This window comes from Amycolatopsis sp. NPDC034160 (assembly GCF_055575355.1).
In genome coordinates this window covers 1-14930 of record NZ_JBVISU010000016.1, presented here as the reverse complement: position 1 = coordinate 14930, position 14930 = coordinate 1, and the positions used below count along the sequence as shown (strand labels likewise).

15 protein-coding genes are annotated in these 14930 nt (G+C 69.2%); 7 read left to right on the top strand and 8 right to left on the bottom strand.

The annotated features are described in order from the left end of the window. Positions 1 to 27: 27 nt before the first annotated feature. The 3 genes from ACZ54P_RS27540 to ACZ54P_RS27530 all read right to left on the bottom strand — a co-directional run bounded on the left by ACZ54P_RS27540 (position 28) and on the right by ACZ54P_RS27530 (position 4864). Entirely contained in the window at positions 28 to 930 is a 903-nt protein-coding gene (locus tag ACZ54P_RS27540; RefSeq protein WP_465464467.1) for a helix-turn-helix domain-containing protein, read from the bottom strand. Positions 931 to 1088: 158 nt separating this feature from the next. Next, positions 1089 to 2549 (bottom strand): SagB/ThcOx family dehydrogenase, encoded by a 1461-nt coding sequence (locus ACZ54P_RS27535; protein ID WP_465464688.1) that lies wholly within the window; start codon positions 2547 to 2549, stop codon positions 1089 to 1091. A gap of 41 nt (positions 2550 to 2590) precedes the next feature. Beyond that, the gene (locus tag ACZ54P_RS27530; RefSeq protein ID WP_465464466.1) at positions 2591 to 4864 is read right to left on the bottom strand and encodes a TOMM precursor leader peptide-binding protein; all 2274 of its coding nucleotides are present in this window, start codon (positions 4862 to 4864) and stop codon (positions 2591 to 2593) included. A 224-nt stretch (positions 4865 to 5088) separates the two neighbouring features. Here ACZ54P_RS27530 and ACZ54P_RS27525 point away from each other — a divergent pair, with 224 nt between their 5' ends. The 4 genes from ACZ54P_RS27525 to ACZ54P_RS27510 all read left to right on the top strand — a co-directional run bounded on the left by ACZ54P_RS27525 (position 5089) and on the right by ACZ54P_RS27510 (position 8680). Next, entirely contained in the window at positions 5089 to 5928 is an 840-nt protein-coding gene (locus ACZ54P_RS27525) for an AfsR/SARP family transcriptional regulator (RefSeq protein ID WP_465464465.1), read from the top strand. Positions 5929 to 5974: 46 nt separating this feature from the next. After that, complete coding sequence (locus ACZ54P_RS27520) at positions 5975 to 6661, top strand: winged helix-turn-helix transcriptional regulator (protein ID WP_465464464.1); 687 nt, start codon at positions 5975 to 5977, stop codon at positions 6659 to 6661. A gap of 109 nt (positions 6662 to 6770) precedes the next feature. Next, positions 6771 to 7349 carry a hypothetical protein gene (locus tag ACZ54P_RS27515; RefSeq protein WP_465464463.1) on the top strand — a complete coding sequence of 193 codons (579 nt, stop codon included), beginning with the start codon at positions 6771 to 6773 and terminating at the stop codon, positions 7347 to 7349. Next, positions 7346 to 8680: a copper resistance CopC/CopD family protein gene (locus ACZ54P_RS27510; RefSeq protein ID WP_465464462.1), complete on the top strand. Its 1335-nt coding sequence runs from the start codon at positions 7346 to 7348 to the stop codon at positions 8678 to 8680. The genes ACZ54P_RS27515 and ACZ54P_RS27510 overlap by 4 nt, the downstream gene beginning before the upstream one ends. Here ACZ54P_RS27510 and ACZ54P_RS27505 read toward each other — a convergent pair whose 3' ends face one another. After that, entirely contained in the window at positions 8681 to 9289 is a 609-nt protein-coding gene (locus ACZ54P_RS27505) for a maleylpyruvate isomerase family mycothiol-dependent enzyme (protein WP_465464687.1), read from the bottom strand. Between the two features lie 313 nt (positions 9290 to 9602). Between ACZ54P_RS27505 and ACZ54P_RS27500 the strand changes: the two genes are divergently transcribed. After that, positions 9603 to 10271 carry a M protein gene (locus ACZ54P_RS27500; RefSeq protein WP_465464461.1) on the top strand — a complete coding sequence of 223 codons (669 nt, stop codon included), beginning with the start codon at positions 9603 to 9605 and terminating at the stop codon, positions 10269 to 10271. On the opposite strand, the gene ACZ54P_RS27495 is transcribed toward ACZ54P_RS27500, so the two are convergent. Then, a complete protein-coding gene (locus tag ACZ54P_RS27495) occupies positions 10268 to 10630 on the bottom strand; it encodes a YciI family protein (RefSeq protein WP_465464460.1) in 363 nt (120 codons plus the stop codon). The two genes, ACZ54P_RS27500 and ACZ54P_RS27495, sit on opposite strands and share 4 nt — an antisense overlap. Positions 10631 to 10798: 168 nt before the next feature. Between ACZ54P_RS27495 and ACZ54P_RS27490 the strand changes: the two genes are divergently transcribed. Further along, a complete protein-coding gene (locus tag ACZ54P_RS27490; protein WP_465464459.1) occupies positions 10799 to 11080 on the top strand; it encodes a metal-sensitive transcriptional regulator in 282 nt (93 codons plus the stop codon). Here the strand turns inward: ACZ54P_RS27490 and ACZ54P_RS27485 are convergent, their stop codons facing one another. Genes ACZ54P_RS27485 through ACZ54P_RS27475 form a run of 3 tightly spaced genes read right to left on the bottom strand, consistent with a single transcriptional unit; the run spans position 11081 to position 13646 of the window. After that, positions 11081 to 13240 (bottom strand): heavy metal translocating P-type ATPase, encoded by a 2160-nt coding sequence (locus tag ACZ54P_RS27485; RefSeq protein ID WP_465464686.1) that lies wholly within the window; start codon positions 13238 to 13240, stop codon positions 11081 to 11083. 41 nt (positions 13241 to 13281) lie between these two features. After that, positions 13282 to 13443, bottom strand: a complete 162-nt coding sequence (locus ACZ54P_RS27480; protein ID WP_465464458.1) for a hypothetical protein — start codon at positions 13441 to 13443, stop codon at positions 13282 to 13284. Then, on the bottom strand, positions 13440 to 13646 hold the full coding sequence (locus tag ACZ54P_RS27475; protein ID WP_465464457.1) for a heavy-metal-associated domain-containing protein: 207 nt from the start codon (positions 13644 to 13646) through the stop codon (positions 13440 to 13442). Before ACZ54P_RS27475 ends, ACZ54P_RS27480 begins: the two co-directional genes overlap by 4 nt. Positions 13647 to 13742: 96 nt before the next feature. Between ACZ54P_RS27475 and cobF the strand changes: the two genes are divergently transcribed. Next, complete coding sequence (gene cobF / locus ACZ54P_RS27470; protein WP_465464456.1) at positions 13743 to 14507, top strand: precorrin-6A synthase (deacetylating); 765 nt, start codon at positions 13743 to 13745, stop codon at positions 14505 to 14507. Positions 14508 to 14930 lie beyond the last annotated feature (423 nt).

Sequence of the window (14930 nt, the reverse complement as noted above, 5' to 3'; positions counted from 1 at the left end):
GAGACCGGGAGAACCGCGGAATAGGCCTCAGGCCACCGCGCGAAGGTAATCCGTGGCGGGCATGGTCATGCGATTACCGGTGGAGGTCGGGCCGCCGGCGAGGGTGATCGCCATCGGCGCGTCGGTCGGTTGCGGGGTGCGCATCGGCATCCGCAGGTGGACCCGGCCGTAGCGGGTGATGTCGACCCGGCCGGGCAGCGTGCCCACCGAGAACGACGACGCCGCGGTGCCCGCCGCGTGCTCGGCGACCGCGATGACGGTCCACCTGCCCTCGGGGACGTTCTGGATCTCGATGTCCGCCGAAAGGACGTTCGCCCTGCCGCCGAACGCGACCGGCCCGCACTGCGGGATCGACTCGGCGAACAGTCCGATGAGGACACAGGCCGGGCCCGCCCCGCGCGGCGTCTCGACCCGCACGCTGATCGTGCCGGTGCCGGCCCGCATCGAGGCACAGCCCATTCCGGCGCTGTGCAACGCTTCCAGCGACGGCAGCCGCTGGAAATGCGGCGCCAGCGCCACCAGCAGCTCGCCGACCTCGGGGTCGCGGTACTGGGTCGGGGTCATCCCGACCGCACGGGTGAAGCGGCTGGTGAACGTACCGACGCTGCTGTAGCCGACACTGCACACGATGTCCGACACCGTCAGTGATGTCGTGAGCAGCAGTCGTTTCGCTTCGAAGAGCCGGATCGCGGTGAGATACCGGCCCGGCGTCACGCCGGTCGCCTTGGTGAAGATGCGCGAGAAATGGAACGGGCTGACGAAGACTTCCGATGCCAGGTCGCCCAGGGTGATCGGGTCGAAGTACCTCGCGTGCATCGACGAGATGGCCTGCAGCACCGCGGGTTGCAGGGGTGACGCCGGCTCGGGAAGCCGACCGGGTTCGATGGCGCCTTTCTCGTTCGCCGCCGTGGCGACTGTTCGTAGCTGCATCAAGACCAACCTCGGATTCGCTGTCGCTTTTCCTCTGCTCTCCAGCAAACGCGCCGAAGGTTTCGGAGCACTCGACACGCGATCGAGGAGGCGACCGGTCGGTCAAGCTCGTGAGTGGTGACGACGGTCAGAACCGTCATCACCACTCACGACACGGATCAGGCGGGGAAGTCGAGTACGCACTCTCCGACGCCCACCTCGGCGGGCCAGTCGAGTTTGAGGGCGCGGTCGACGCGGTCGCCGGCGTCGACCGGGACGGCGTGCGCGGCCAGTCCCATGGCGCGCGCGACGAGGTAGAGCGTCTGCTGCAGCGCGCCGACATGCGCCAGCGTCGTGGCGTACGCGCCACCACCGAGCACCGACGCCATGCGCGGCATGCGCGCGGTCACCGAAATCAGCGCGGAGGGCCGCCGATGGTTGCCGCCGGCGATCATCGCCATGTCGAGCATCGCGTCGAGGTCGGCCTCGTCGTCGTTGACCAGGCCGAGCCGGTGGTCGAGCGGGTCGTAGTGATAGATCCCGCGTTCCAGCCCCGAGCACCGGTTCACCGAGACGTACAGCTCGAGTTCGTACAGACAGGCCACGCTGAAGTACGGCCGCTGTGAGGCATCGTGGACCGGCACGCCGGCGCCGTGTCCGCTGGGCAGATGCGCGGGCCCGATCGACCTGATTCGCGCGCCGCGGAACAGGAATTCGCCGATCTGTTCGGCCGACAGCCCGCTCTCGGTGAACTCAGGGCAGCGGTGATCGCGCTCCAGCAACGTGGTCAGCGTCGGATCGGTCTCCGCGCGGGCGGCCAGATCCGGCCGGTAGAGGGCGTAGACCGGCCCCTCGCCCGTGGCGGCCTTGACCACCGGCGGATTCCCGAGCCCTGGCAGATCGGCCGGGCCGCCGGGTCTCCAGGTCCGGCTCGTGGTGTGGAACGACAGCTCGTCCGGGGACCACAGGCTCAGTTCGGGGTCGTCGTCCTCGGCGAACCGGCCGTGCTCCCCGGCGAGCTGGACCACGCCCGCGGCGACCAGATAGGACACGATCGCGCCGACCACCCCGGCCTCGATCCCGGTCGCGGACACGATCTCCCCCACCGACTTCGCCGTCGCCAGCGTCGCCGCGACATGCACCGCCCACGGCTGGTACAGCACGACGCGGTACCGCGCGGACGGCGACTCCAGCCCCATCCCGGAGGCGTCGGAACGCAGGGAACAGAAGCGGGACAACCGGATCGGGCGCGAGGGCGGGATCTCCTCCGTGCCGAACACCGGCGCGAGCGCGACCGGGATCACCGACAGCAGCGGGCCCCGGCCGTCGGCGAGCCCCAGCGAGTGCACCACGGAACCGCCGAGTTCCTTGAGCACCTGCCGCAGCGCGTCGGCACCCTCGGCCGTCCAGCTCAGTTCGCCTTCGAGGTCGGGCTCCCGCTCGACCGGCTCCCACGAGGACGTCACGTTCGCCAGCGAGACCGGCCCCAAGGCCATCCGCCGCAACGATTCCCGGACCAGCGGTCCGGCGTGGTCGAAGTCGAACTCCCCCCACCGGGTGACGACCACCAACGAGCCGTCCTCACCGATCTCGACGAGGCTGTCGTCGGTGAGCGACCACAAAGGGATCGTTTCGGCCACACCGCCGGGGGGATCTGTCCTCAACTGTCGCTCCAGCCGGATTACAAGAACATGGGGAAGGGATTCAATCTGCCGTACGGGGTCGGTTCGGCGAGCCTGCCCAGCCGCACCGGGACGTCGAAGAGCCGCCCGGGCGCGAACCGGCTCCAGAAGGGACGCAGCCCCGGGACGACGACCCGGACCACGGGAAGGTCGATGTCGGGCCTGGTCTGATCGAGCACCAGTGTCTCCATTCCCAGCGCGGCCAGCTTGCGTACCAGCGATTCCACGTCGTCCCGCACGTCCGGCCGCCGGACGAACTTGAAGTCCGCGGCCCGTTTCGCCGACCGGCCGGGGGCCGGCAGCAGATACGGCTGGTTCGCGACCGTAGCGTGCCGGAGCCACCGCGCCGCGTCGGGATCGTCGAGTTCGACGTCGTTCGCGAGCACCGCCGGGATCATCTGGTTGAGCTCACTGACCGCCCTCCGCAGCGCGGTCCTGGGATCCAGGTGGGCGCCGAAACCCATCATGACGTTCTCGCGCGGCCCGGCGATACTCCTCGACAGCGCGACCATCACCGGCACACCGAGATCCGCGGTCAGGTCGAGGACCCACAGTTCCCGGCCCGACCGCGCGTACTGGCCGACCATCTCCTCCGCCCACGGGTCGTCGAACGAGGTGATGTCGACGCCGGGCACGGGAAGCCGGTTGTACCACCACATCGCGACGGCGTCGCGTTCGACGAGTTCGAGCAGTCCCTGCAGGATCGCGTCCTCGATACTGCTGCCCGCCGCGCAGCCGTTGGAGTCGGCGCGCATCCCGCCGATCCCGCATTCGGGCGGCACCCCGTAGTAGAGGTACGCCGTCGGCATCAGCTTGCGGCGCTGCCGCGACAGCGACCACATCGGCGTCCAGTCGACGGCGGCCCCGTCGTCGAACCGTTCGGGTACGTGCTGGAAGATCGCGTGCTTGGCGTTCCAGTCGTCGCGGGTGTCGTACTGACGCTCGTCGAAGAGCATGCACGAGTTCGGGTGGACGGCGTCCTCGCCGAGCCCGCGGAAGGTGTCGCGGATCCGCAGTTCGTCGCCCTGGTAGTTCGCCGAGAACCGTTCGATCGCCTCGCACAGCGCGCCGACCTCGGCGTCGAGCGGGCTCGCGCCCTTGCCGCCGTTGTCCCCGCGCAGCCCGGCCTGCAGCCCCGCCTCACCGCGCACACGGCGGGCGACGTTGAGCCCGGACCGGTAGGCGTTCACGAACGCCGGTGCCCTCGGGTCGCGGGCGATCTCCTTGATGATGCCGGTGACCGGGCTGACCACGTGGCCGTAGCGGTCGAGTACCTCGACCGGGGTGAGCGTCCGGTGCCCGCCACCGCCGGAGGTCGCCTTCTTGGCCTCCCGCAGCACGATCGGTTCGGCCGTCCGCGCCGCGACGATCCCTTCGTCACCGCACTCCGGGCACTGCGGCCGCCGCCGCAGTTCGTGCAGGCGACCCTGCAGATCGAGGGTGTCGAGGATCCACACCGCCTGCTGACCCGGATAGCGGTGTCCCGCGAGCCATTTGGACGCTTCGAGGGAGATCAGATGCGACGCGGCCGCGGTCAGCGGCGGCACGGCGGGCATCGGGAACGACGCCGGGCCGTCGTGCCCGAGGACCTCCTGCACACAGGCCTCCGCGTGCCGGTGCCCCCACAGCCGGTTGGTCAGGCAGTGCCAGCAGCCCGAGCGGCCGGGCTGCATGATCGGGCCGATCCACACCTGCGACCCCGACGGCCGGGCCAGCAGCCACGGCCTTCCGGTGCGCCGGTGCTCCGCGTCGATCTCGGCCAGCCTCGGGTCGAGGTAGTCGTCGCACAGCACGATGGCCAGTTCGGAAGCGGTCTCGACCAGCTCGATACCGCTCGCCTGGAGTGCGCTCTCCACCTGCGAGGTGTCGACCCCGCGGCCGATCGTGGTCAGGCTCGCCGTCGCCGGCTTCTGCCGCCCGGTCACCGCGGACGCGTCGAGACCGCACGCGTCCCAGTACGCGAGCGCGCGCTCGTCGCCGCTGACCTCGTCCGGGACGTGGACGGTGACCAGACCGGCCTCGACCAGCCGGGCCAGCACGCCGGTGACCTGTTCGGCGTTCATCCCCTCGGGGCAGGCGGACAGGAGTCCGTCGAGGTCACGGGTGCCGTCGAGCAGCGCCGCCACCGACGCGACCTGCGCGCCGCGCATCGCGATGACACCCTGTTCCGAGAACAGATAGGCACCGTTGCCCTCGCTGATCTCCGCACGCAGGTGACGTTTGAACCCCAGCCCGCCGCTGATCGAGCCTGACGTGGAAGATGCCTCGCGCATGAGAACCCCCAAGGGTCTGTCCGATACCCGAATCCTGCTGGGCGTGGCCGGGTACCGGCCAGTGCTCGATTCATACCTCCGATGTGAAAAACCCATGTTTTCTCAGGACGCACGCACGCGGGACCTGGTGGACGGCTCACTGGCCCGGTGACCCACCGCTCTGTCACTGTCGACGTACTCCGAAAATCGGGACACGACGCGTATCGAGCTGGAGGGCGCTTGCGATGTACGCCGGATCAGAAGTATCGGACACGCCCCACGGCTCGGCACCCGACCCGAATCCGGACCTGTCCGCAAGCCCCGTCCGCTTCACCCTGCTCGGCCCGCTCGAACTGGTGCGCGACGGGATCGACTACGCGCCGACGACACCGAAGCTGCTGCAGGTGCTCGCCATGCTGGTGATGAGCCCGGGGAAGATCGTGCACATCGACACGATCGTGCAGGAACTGTGGGCCAACGATCCGCCGCGCAGCGTCCGCACCACCATGCACACCTACATCTACCAGCTGCGCCGCTGCATCGACGAGAACGAGCTCGCCCCGTACGGCGAGGCCATGCTGGCGACGAAACCGCCGGGTTACGTGTTCCGGATCGCCCCGGAGCAGGTGGACGTGTTCCAGTTCCAGACACTGCAGAAGGCGGGCCGGGAGCTGCAGTTGCGCGGCGAGCACACCGAAGCGGCGAAGGCCTTCCGGTCGGCACTCGACCTGTGGTCCGGACCCCCGCTCGCGAACGTCCACTGTGGACCGGTTCTGTCGGCGTACGCGGTCGACCTCGTCGAACAGCGCCGCAGCACCCTGCACCTCCGCATCGAGGCGGACATCGCGGCCGGGATGCGGCACGAACTGATCGGCGAACTACGCTCGCTGGTGAGCGTCAACCCGCTCGACGAAGCCCTGCACGGGCAGTTGATCCGCGTCCTCGGCCGCAGCGGACGGCGATCCGACGCCCTCGCGACCTACCGCCAGGTGCGGGCGAGGCTCAACAATGAACTCGGCGTCGAACCCTGCGACGAACTGCAGGTCCTGCATCACGGCCTGCTTTCCGAGGGTGAACCCGCGTGAACGGCGGAAACCCACTCCCGAACGGAACGAAAGTGAGGATCGGCGGATGAGCAGTCGTACCTATGGACAGTTCTGCGGTCTCGCCCGCGCGCTGGAGATCATCGGCGAACGCTGGTCGCTGCTGATCGTCCGTGACCTCGTCCTCGGCCCGAAGCGGTTCACCGAACTGCAGGCCGGCCTGCCCAAGATCCCGGCGAGCACGCTGTCCGCCCGGCTCAACGAACTCGAGCAGTCCGGTGTGCTCCGCCGCCGCCTGCTCCCCCAGCTCGACGCCGCGGTGGTCTACGAACTCACCGAGTACGGCGGCGAACTCGACCAGATCGTGCTGGACCTCGGCCTCTGGGGAGCGCGTTCGCTCGGGCGGCCCGCCCCCGAGGACGTCTTCACCCTGGACGCGGCGATCCTGTCGCTGTACACGACCTTCCAGAGCGAGGAGGCCAAGGGCGTCCACGCCACTTACGAACTGCACTACCCGGGCGGGATGGTCCTGCACGCGATCGTCGAGGACGGCGCGCTCAAGGTCGCGGACGGCGCGCATCCGGGGGCCGACGCGACGATCGAGCCACTGGGCCCGTTCATCACGGACCTGCTGAGCGGCGAGCTGTCCCCGGCCGAAGCGCTGCGGACCGGCAAGGTCCGGATCGAAGGGGCCACGGAATACCTGGAGCTGTTCACCCGGCTGTTCCACATTCCGGCCGCGCCGAAGGTGTCCTCCGGAATCGTCGTGCGCTGAATGGCCTAATCCGCAGGTGGATCCGCAATTCAGAGTAACGGAAACCGCCGGTACGGCGGATATCGTCGGTATCCGTCACCGGTCGGACTTTCCCCCAAGGAGCCCCTTCATGGCCGCACTCGATTCCGCACATCCAGGCCTTCTCGCTTCGCTCAACGGGAAGTACCACCGCTCGGCGCTCGCCGTCTTCGCGGTGATCGTCGTGGCCCACTGGGCGGAACATCTCGTGCAGGCGTTCCAGATCTACGTCCTCGGCTGGAAGACGCCGGACGCCCGCGGCGTGCTGGGCATCCCGTTCCCGAAACTGATCAGTTCCGAATGGCTGCACTACGGCTACGCCATCGTCATGCTGATCGCGCTGTTCGCGCTGCGGAAGGGCTTCGCCGGCCGTTCGCGGCAGTGGTGGAACCTGGCGCTCGGCCTGCAGTTCTGGCACCACATCGAGCATCTGCTCCTGCTGGTCCAGGCGCAGACCGGCTGGCGGCTCGGCGGCGGCACCGCGCCGAGCAGCATCATCCAGCTGTTCATCCCGCGCGTGGAACTGCACCTGTTCTACAACACGATCGTCACCATCCCGATGATCATCGCGATGATCGTGCACCGGAAGGCCTCCGCCGTCGAACGGGAGCTGACCGGCTGCACGTGCTCGCCCGAAAGCCGGCGTGAGCTGGCGACCGCGGCGTCGTGACCAGAAGGGTCTTCGCACTCCTCGCCCTCGTGGCGGCGTGGTTCGGGGTCGCGGTGCTCGCCGCGGCCCCGGCCTCGGCCCACGTCGAACTCGTCTCCTCGAATCCCGCCGACGGCGCCCGGCTCACCTCGGCGCCCGCACAGGTCTCTCTCACGCTGTCGGAGAACATCGGCATCCAGCCGAACTCGATCAAGGTCGTGGACGCCAACGGCACGAACGTCGTCACCGGACCGGTGTTCCAGCCGGGCGACATCGCCGAACAAGTCGCCGTCAAGCTGGAGCCCGATCTCCCCGAAGGCAGCTACCTCGTCGAGTACGCCTTCGTCTCGACTGACTCGCATCCGGTACGCGGCACGCTCGCGTTCGTCGTCGGTACCGGCCCCCTGATCACCTCGGCCGGCGCGGTGTCCGCGTCGACCGGGACCGATCCGGTGACCGACGCGCTGTTCACCACGTTCCGCTGGGGCTCGTTCGGCGGTGTCGCGCTGCTCGGCGGGCTGGTGTTCGTGCTGGTCTGCCGTCCGGGCGGCCGGACCGACCCGGCGGCGCGGAGGCTGATCACCGTCGGCGTCGGCCTCTCGGGCGTCACGGCCGTCGCCGGATTCCTGCTGCAAGGCCCGTACGTCGCGGGGCGCGGAGTGGACGCCGTCTTCGACCCGGCCCTGATCGAAGCCACCTTGCGGGTGGCTTACGGGAAACTGCTGCTCCTGCGGCTGGCCGCGATCGTCGCCCTCGCTTTCCTCGCACGGCGACTGCTGACCGTCGACCTGCCGGAACGACTGCGGTCCCGCTACGAAAACCTCGGCATGGCCGCCGGGTTCCTCGTGCTGCTCAGCTTCTCCGCGACCGGGCACGCGGTGGCCGACAAGATCATGTTCCTCTCGGTCAGCGCCGACCTCGCGCACTTCGGCGCGATGGCCGTCTGGGTCGGCGGGCTGATCCAGCTGGCCGTGCTCCTGCGCGGGAGGTATCCGGCGGAGGAGGCCGAGCCCGCCTTGGCGCGCTTCCACCCGATCGCGACCACGTCGATCGTGATCATGGTGGTCAGCGGCGCCTACCTGGGCTTCCGGCTCGTCCCGTCGGCGGAGGCGCTCTGGACGTCGTCTTACGGCATCGTCTTCCTGCTGAAGCTCACCGGGTTCGCCGTGTTGTTGCTGGTCGCGAACGTGAGCCGCACCGCGGTGCGGCGCGGGATCGCCGGCCGCGGCGGCACCGGTGTGGTGACCGCCGACCTGCGACGGCTGCGGATCAGTGTCGGGGCCGAGGTGCTGATCGTGGCCGTGGTGCTCGCGCTGGCCGCGGCGCTGTCGTCGATGTCCCCGACCGGCTGATCAGCGCTCGATCGCCTCGGCGGGCGGCGTGAACGGCCCCCAGGCGAAGGCCCGGAGCCACGGCTCGGGACCGCCCAGCCACGCCAAGGCGGCGATCTGGGCCGGGCTCCGGCGCCCGGCGAGCGACCGGTACAGGTCCGCGGGCGGCCCCGAGAGCACGGCACCCACCGGTTCGGTGCCGGCGATCCAGCGCGCGCCCTCGGTCTCGATCCGCAATCCGGGCAGACCGTGGCTGGTCAGCGAGGCGCCGAGCCCGCCGGTGAGCACTTCGAAGGCGCGGAGCCAGGCCGGGTGGGCCTCGGGTAACGGAGCGCCGAGCGCGTAACGGAGATCGAGTTCGTGGGTGAAGGCGTCCATCACCATGATGTCGCCACGGCTCCTCCCTTCGCCGTCCGCGGCGAGGAGGGTGTCGGCCTCGGGTCCGCGTTCGATCCAGAGCCGCAGCAACGCGGCGACCGACGCCGTCTCCGGAACCGGGCACGGCTCACCGCCGAACCGGGTGATCACCCGGTCGCAGATTTCCGTCAGATGCGCCAGCAGATCACGAACAGTCCATTGTGGACAAGCCGGGACGATACGCTCCCCCGCGCCAGCGTTGTCGGTGAGCAAGATCGCGATGTTCTCTCTGACCTGCCGATATCCTTCGGCCGCGGTCGCCGTATTCCAGCCAGGGACCCGAATTCGGCTACTCGTCACGCGGCCACCTCCTGTAGGGAAAGCGATGATCTGCCATTCTCCCACCGCCGCGAGGATCACCCTTCTCACCGCTTGCGCGGACCGTTCGGCGCAGAGAGCACCCACCCGAGGCACATGTCGCGATCGCATCAGGCACACTGGAGGAGAGAAAGCCCCGTGCGGCAAAGGCCCTGTGCACCAAGGGAAACGCCCACCGGTGACGGATCGCCCACTGTGGAGGTGACTAATGGAGCTGCCCGGCTTCGATCTGGCTTGGCGTGGTTTCAATCGCGCTCAGGTCCGGGAATTCGTTCGTGAGGTGGAAACGGAACTACGACGCGTGGCCGCCGAACGCGACGAAGCGATCCGCCGCGGGGAGGCTCTCGCCGCGAAGCTCACCGCCGCGCAAGCGGAAAACCGTGAACTGAAAGCGACCGTTGACCGGATCAGCCGGGTGCCGATCGCGCCGGACGCGCTTCAGGAGCGTTCGCGCCGGATGCTCGAACTCACCCGCGAAGAGGCCGAAGAGATCACCGCGCGCGCCACCGAGGAGGCCGCCAAGGCCGAGGCGGAGCGGAAGCGGATCACTGAAGACTTCGAGCGCGCCATGACGCTGCGCCGGGCCGAAGCCATGCGCGCGCTCGCCGCACAGGACGAAGCCGCGCAAGCGCGGGCACGAAAACTCCTCGACGACGCCGCCGAAGAGGGCGAGCGTCTCGTCGCCGAAGCGCGGCAGAAAGCCGACGTGGCCCTCCGCCTGCGCGACGACGTCCTGAAACAGCTGGTCGGCTGCCGTGAACTGCTCGCCGAGGCCGGCACCGTACTGACGATCACCGACGAACCGAAACCGGAAGTGCCGATTCAGCGCCGGAGCAGGTCAGCGGCCCGCGCCGGCGCCGAAGCAGCAGCCACCTAGGCGTTGTCCCCGGAGGAAAAGACCACCGGCCGGATCTCCATCGCGTTGACGTGCGCGTCCGGAATCTGGCCGGCGATCTCGATCGCGCGCTCCTTGCTTTCGCATTCGACCAGGTAGAAGCCCGCGAGGTACTCCTTCGACTCCGCGTACGGACCGTCGGTGACCACCGGGACGCCGTCACGCACCCGGACCACCGTGCTCTCCTTCGGCTCCGCCAGCGCCTGCGTCCCGAGCAGTTCGCCGCTCTCGGACAGCTTCTTCATGAAAGGGTCGATGCGGGCGACCATCTCGTCGCGTTCCTTCTCGGGAAGGGCGTCCCACGCGGTGGGGTTCATCGTGATCATGATCATGTACTTCATCGCTGTTCCTCCTGGTCATCCGGCCGTTGCCCGGCCACTCACACCGGAGTCGGAGCCGCCGGATCATCCTCGACATCCTGGCATCGACGAATTTCGCCGTCCCGGGGCGGATACATGGGGAGGGTATACTCGGTGATGGTTGGGGAACGACGAGAGAACGGGTGCGAGATGACGGGCTACGGCAGCGAGCGAGAGGCCTACCTCAAGCGCCTGCGCCGGATCGAGGGGCAGATCCGCGGCTTGCAGCGGATGGTCGAAGAGGACAAGTACTGCATCGACATCCTGACGCAGGTGTCCGCGGCCACCAAGGCACTGCAGTCGTTCTCCCTCGAACTGCTGGACGAGCACCTCGCCACCTGCGTGGTCGCGGCCGCGGCCGCGGGCGGCGAAGAAGCCGACCTCAAGGTCCGGGAAGCCTCCGACGCCATCGCCCGGCTCGTCCGCTCCTGATCACACGCCGCGGGCGAACCGTCGCAGCCGCAGGCTGTTGGTGACCACGAAGACCGAGGAGAACGCCATCGCGGCCCCGGCGATCATGGGGTTGAGCAGGCCGAGCGCGGCCAGCGGCAGCGCGGCGACGTTGTAGGCGAACGCCCAGAACAGGTTGCCCTTGATCGTGCCGAGCGTGCGGCGCGAAAGCTGGATGGCGTCGACGGCGGCACGCAGGTCACCGCGCACGAGGGTGAGATCGCCCGCCTCGATCGCGGCGTCCGCCCCGGTCCCCATGGACAGGCCGAGGTCGGCCTGCGCGAGCGCGGCCGCGTCGTTGACGCCGTCGCCGACCATGGCGACCACCCGGCCTTCGGCCTGCAGACGCTTGACGACGTCGACCTTGTCCGCGGGCAGGACCTCGGCGATGACCTCGTCGATCCCCACCTCGGCCGCGACCGCTTTCGCGGAACCGGTGTTGTCGCCGGTCAGCAGGACCGGCCGGAGGCCGAGCGCCCGCAGTTCCTTCACCGCCTGTTTCGAGGTCGGCTTGACCGTGTCGGCCACGACGACCACACCGCGCGCCTCCCCGTCCCACGCGACGACGATGGCGGTCGCGCCACGTTCCTCGGCGGCCGCCTTGGCCTGGGCGAACTCCTCGCCGAGGGTGATGCCGTGGTGTTCGAGGAGTGCGGTACGACCGGCCAAGACGATCTTGCCCTCGACCTCGCCGACGACACCCAGACCCTCGACGTTGCGAAAATCTTCGACCGGCGGCAGGTCACCGAGCCGCTCTTCGGCGGCTTCGACGATCGCGCGGGCGATCGGATGCTCGGAAGCGTGCTCGACCGCCGCGGTGAGCCGGAGGACTTCAGTCTCATCTGAACCGTGGAGGTCGGTGAGGCTCATCTTCCCGGTGGTCACCGTGCCGGTCTTGTCCAGGACGACGGTGTCGACCTTCCGAGTCGATTCGAGCACCTCCGGGCCCTTGATGAGGATCCCGAGCTGTGCCCCGCGGCCGGTGCCGACCAGCAACGCCGTCGGCGTGGCCAGGCCCAGCGCGCACGGACAGGCGATGATCAGGACCGCGACGGCGGCGGTGAAGGCGGCGTCCGCGCCGCTGCCCGCACCGAGCCAGAAGCCGAGCGTGCCGACCGCGAGCGCGATCACCACCGGGACGAACACGGCGGATACGCGGTCCGCGAGCCGCTGGACCCGCGCCTTACCGTTCTGCGCGTCCTCGACCAGCCGGGCCATCTGCGCGAGCCGGGTGTCGGCGCCGATCCGGGTGGCGCGGACGACGAGCTTGCCGCCCACGTCGACCGTCCCGCCCACGACGGCGTCGCCGACGGTCACCTCGACCGGGACGGCTTCACCCGTCAGCATGCTGACGTCGACCGCCGACCCGCCGTCGATCACGACCCCGTCGGTGGCGATCTTCTCGCCCGGCCGCACGACGAACTCGTCGCCGACCTCGAGCTCCTTGATCGGCACCCGACGCTCGACACCGCGTTCGAGGACGGCGACGTCCTTCGCGCCGAGTTCGAGCAGTGCGCGCAGGGCGGCACCGGAGCGGCGTTTGGACCGGGCCTCGAAGTAGCGCCCGGCCAGGAGGAACGTGGTCACCCCGGCGGCGACCTCGAGGTAGAGGTTGCCCGCGCCGGATCCGCGTTCCATGGTCAGTTGGAAGCCGTGCCGCATCCCGGGTGTCCCGGCGGTGCCGACCAGCAGCGCGTACAGCGACCAGAGCGTGGCGGCCGCGACGCCGAGGGAGATCAGGGTGTCCATGGTGGCGGCGCCGTGGCGGAAGTTCGTCCAGGCCGGCCGATGGAACGGCCACGCACCCCAGGTGACGACAGGGGCGGCCAGGGCGAGTGAGATCCACTGCCAGTAGGTGAACTGCCAGGCCGGGACCATCGCCAGCACGATCACCGGGACGGCGAGGGCGGCGGAGACGACGAGCCGGGTTCGAAGTCCGTCGGCCTGCTCCGCGTCCTCGTCCGGCTTGGGTGGCTCGGCCGTATAACCCGCGGACTCGACGACACCGACGAGGTCGTCCACCGAGACCTCGGCCGGGAAAGCGACCTGCGCCTTCTCGGTGGCGTAATTGACCGTCGCGGAGACGCCGTCGACCTTGTTCAGCTTGCGTTCGACCCTGGCCGCGCAGGAGGCGCAGGTCATCCCGCCGATGACCAGTTCGACGCGCTGGGCTGTCCCGGCGTTCACCGTGTGCCTCCCGGGTGGTGACCTTCGTGCTCACTGGTCGGCGCGGGCGGGCTTGGCGCCTCGTCCAGGGGCCCGACCGTGGAACCGATCGCCCAGGCGACGGCGAACACCGCGACCAGAGCCGCGGCGAACGCCGACACCTTGACGGGGGTACTCACGAGACGAGCTGGTAACCGGCCTCGGTCACGGCCGCGTCGACGGCTTCGACGTCGAGCGGCGCCTCGCTGGTGACGGTGACCTTGCCGCTGGCCACGTCCACGTTCACGGCGCTGACACCGGTGATCCCGCTGACCTCCTCCGTGACGGAGGAGGCGCAGTGCCCGCAGGACATGCCCTTGACGGTGTAGGTGGTTTCGGCCATCGGTACGAACTCCTCTACAGGACAAACGAAGCGATCATCCCATTTATACCCCATGGGGGTAGGGGTGTGCCGGACGGGGGCGGGCACACTGCGGCGATGAGGAAGATCTCCGCGATCGGCATCGGCGCCGGCGACCCGGCCCACCTGACCGTCCAGGCCGTCGAGCGGCTGAACGACGCCGACGTCTTCTTCGTCCTCGACAAGGGCTCGGAGAAGCAGGACCTGGTGGGTCTTCGCCAGGAGATCCTCGACCGGTTCGTCGAGCGGCCCCGCTACCGCGTCGTGCGGGCGCAGGACCCCGAACGCGACCGTACTCCTGCTGACTATTGGAAGGCCGTCGCGGACTGGCACCGGCTGCGCACCGACGTCTACGAGGACATGATTCGCGAGCTGGGCCCCGACGAGCGGGGCGCGTTCCTCGTCTGGGGCGATCCGGCGCTCTACGACTCGACACTGACACTGCTGGACGCCGTGCTCGCGCGGGGGAACGTCGAATTCGAGTACGAGGTCGTTCCGGGCGTCAGCAGCGTGGCCGCGTTGACGGCGCGGCACCGGACCACGATGAACCAGATCGGACGACCGGTGCTGATCACGACCGGTCGTCGTCTCGACATCGGCTGGCCCGCGGACGTGGACGACGTCTTCGTGATGCTGGACGCCCAGTGCGCGTTCTCGCGGTTCGTGGACGAGGGACTGGAGATCTACTGGGGCGCCTACCTCGGGACGCCCGACGAACTCCTGCTGGCCGGCCCGCTCACCGCCGCGCTCGCTTCGGAAATCCGCTCCACCCGCTCCGCGGCCCGGGAACGGAAGGGCTGGATCCTGGACATCTACCACCTACGCCGCCCCACCACCGCTTGACCACCTACGCATTTAGAGGACTAAACGCGCACGTCCCCGTCCGCCCTGCGGCTGGGCGGTGATGGCTGCGGTAAGTGGTGGGCCGGGTTGGTCGTGAGTGGCGTTTCGGGTTAGAACACGAATCGCCACTCACGAGCCCAAGCGGCGCCGCATTTAGAGGACTAAACGCGGGGGTCGCTGCGGGGCCCGGTGTGGCCGCCCCCGACTACGTTGGGCGCGTTGGTCGTGAGTGGCAATGAGGGTTCTAACCCGAAACGCCACTCACGAGGGTGCTGTGTGCCGACGCGGTCCTGGGTAGGGGTTGTCTCCCGGGTGGTCGGCACGCCCTGCGTTTAGTCCTCTAAATGCGCAGGGGGGTGGGGATACAGAAAAGGGTCCAGGCCCCGGGAGAACGGTGAGGTTCTCGACCGGGGCCTGGACCCC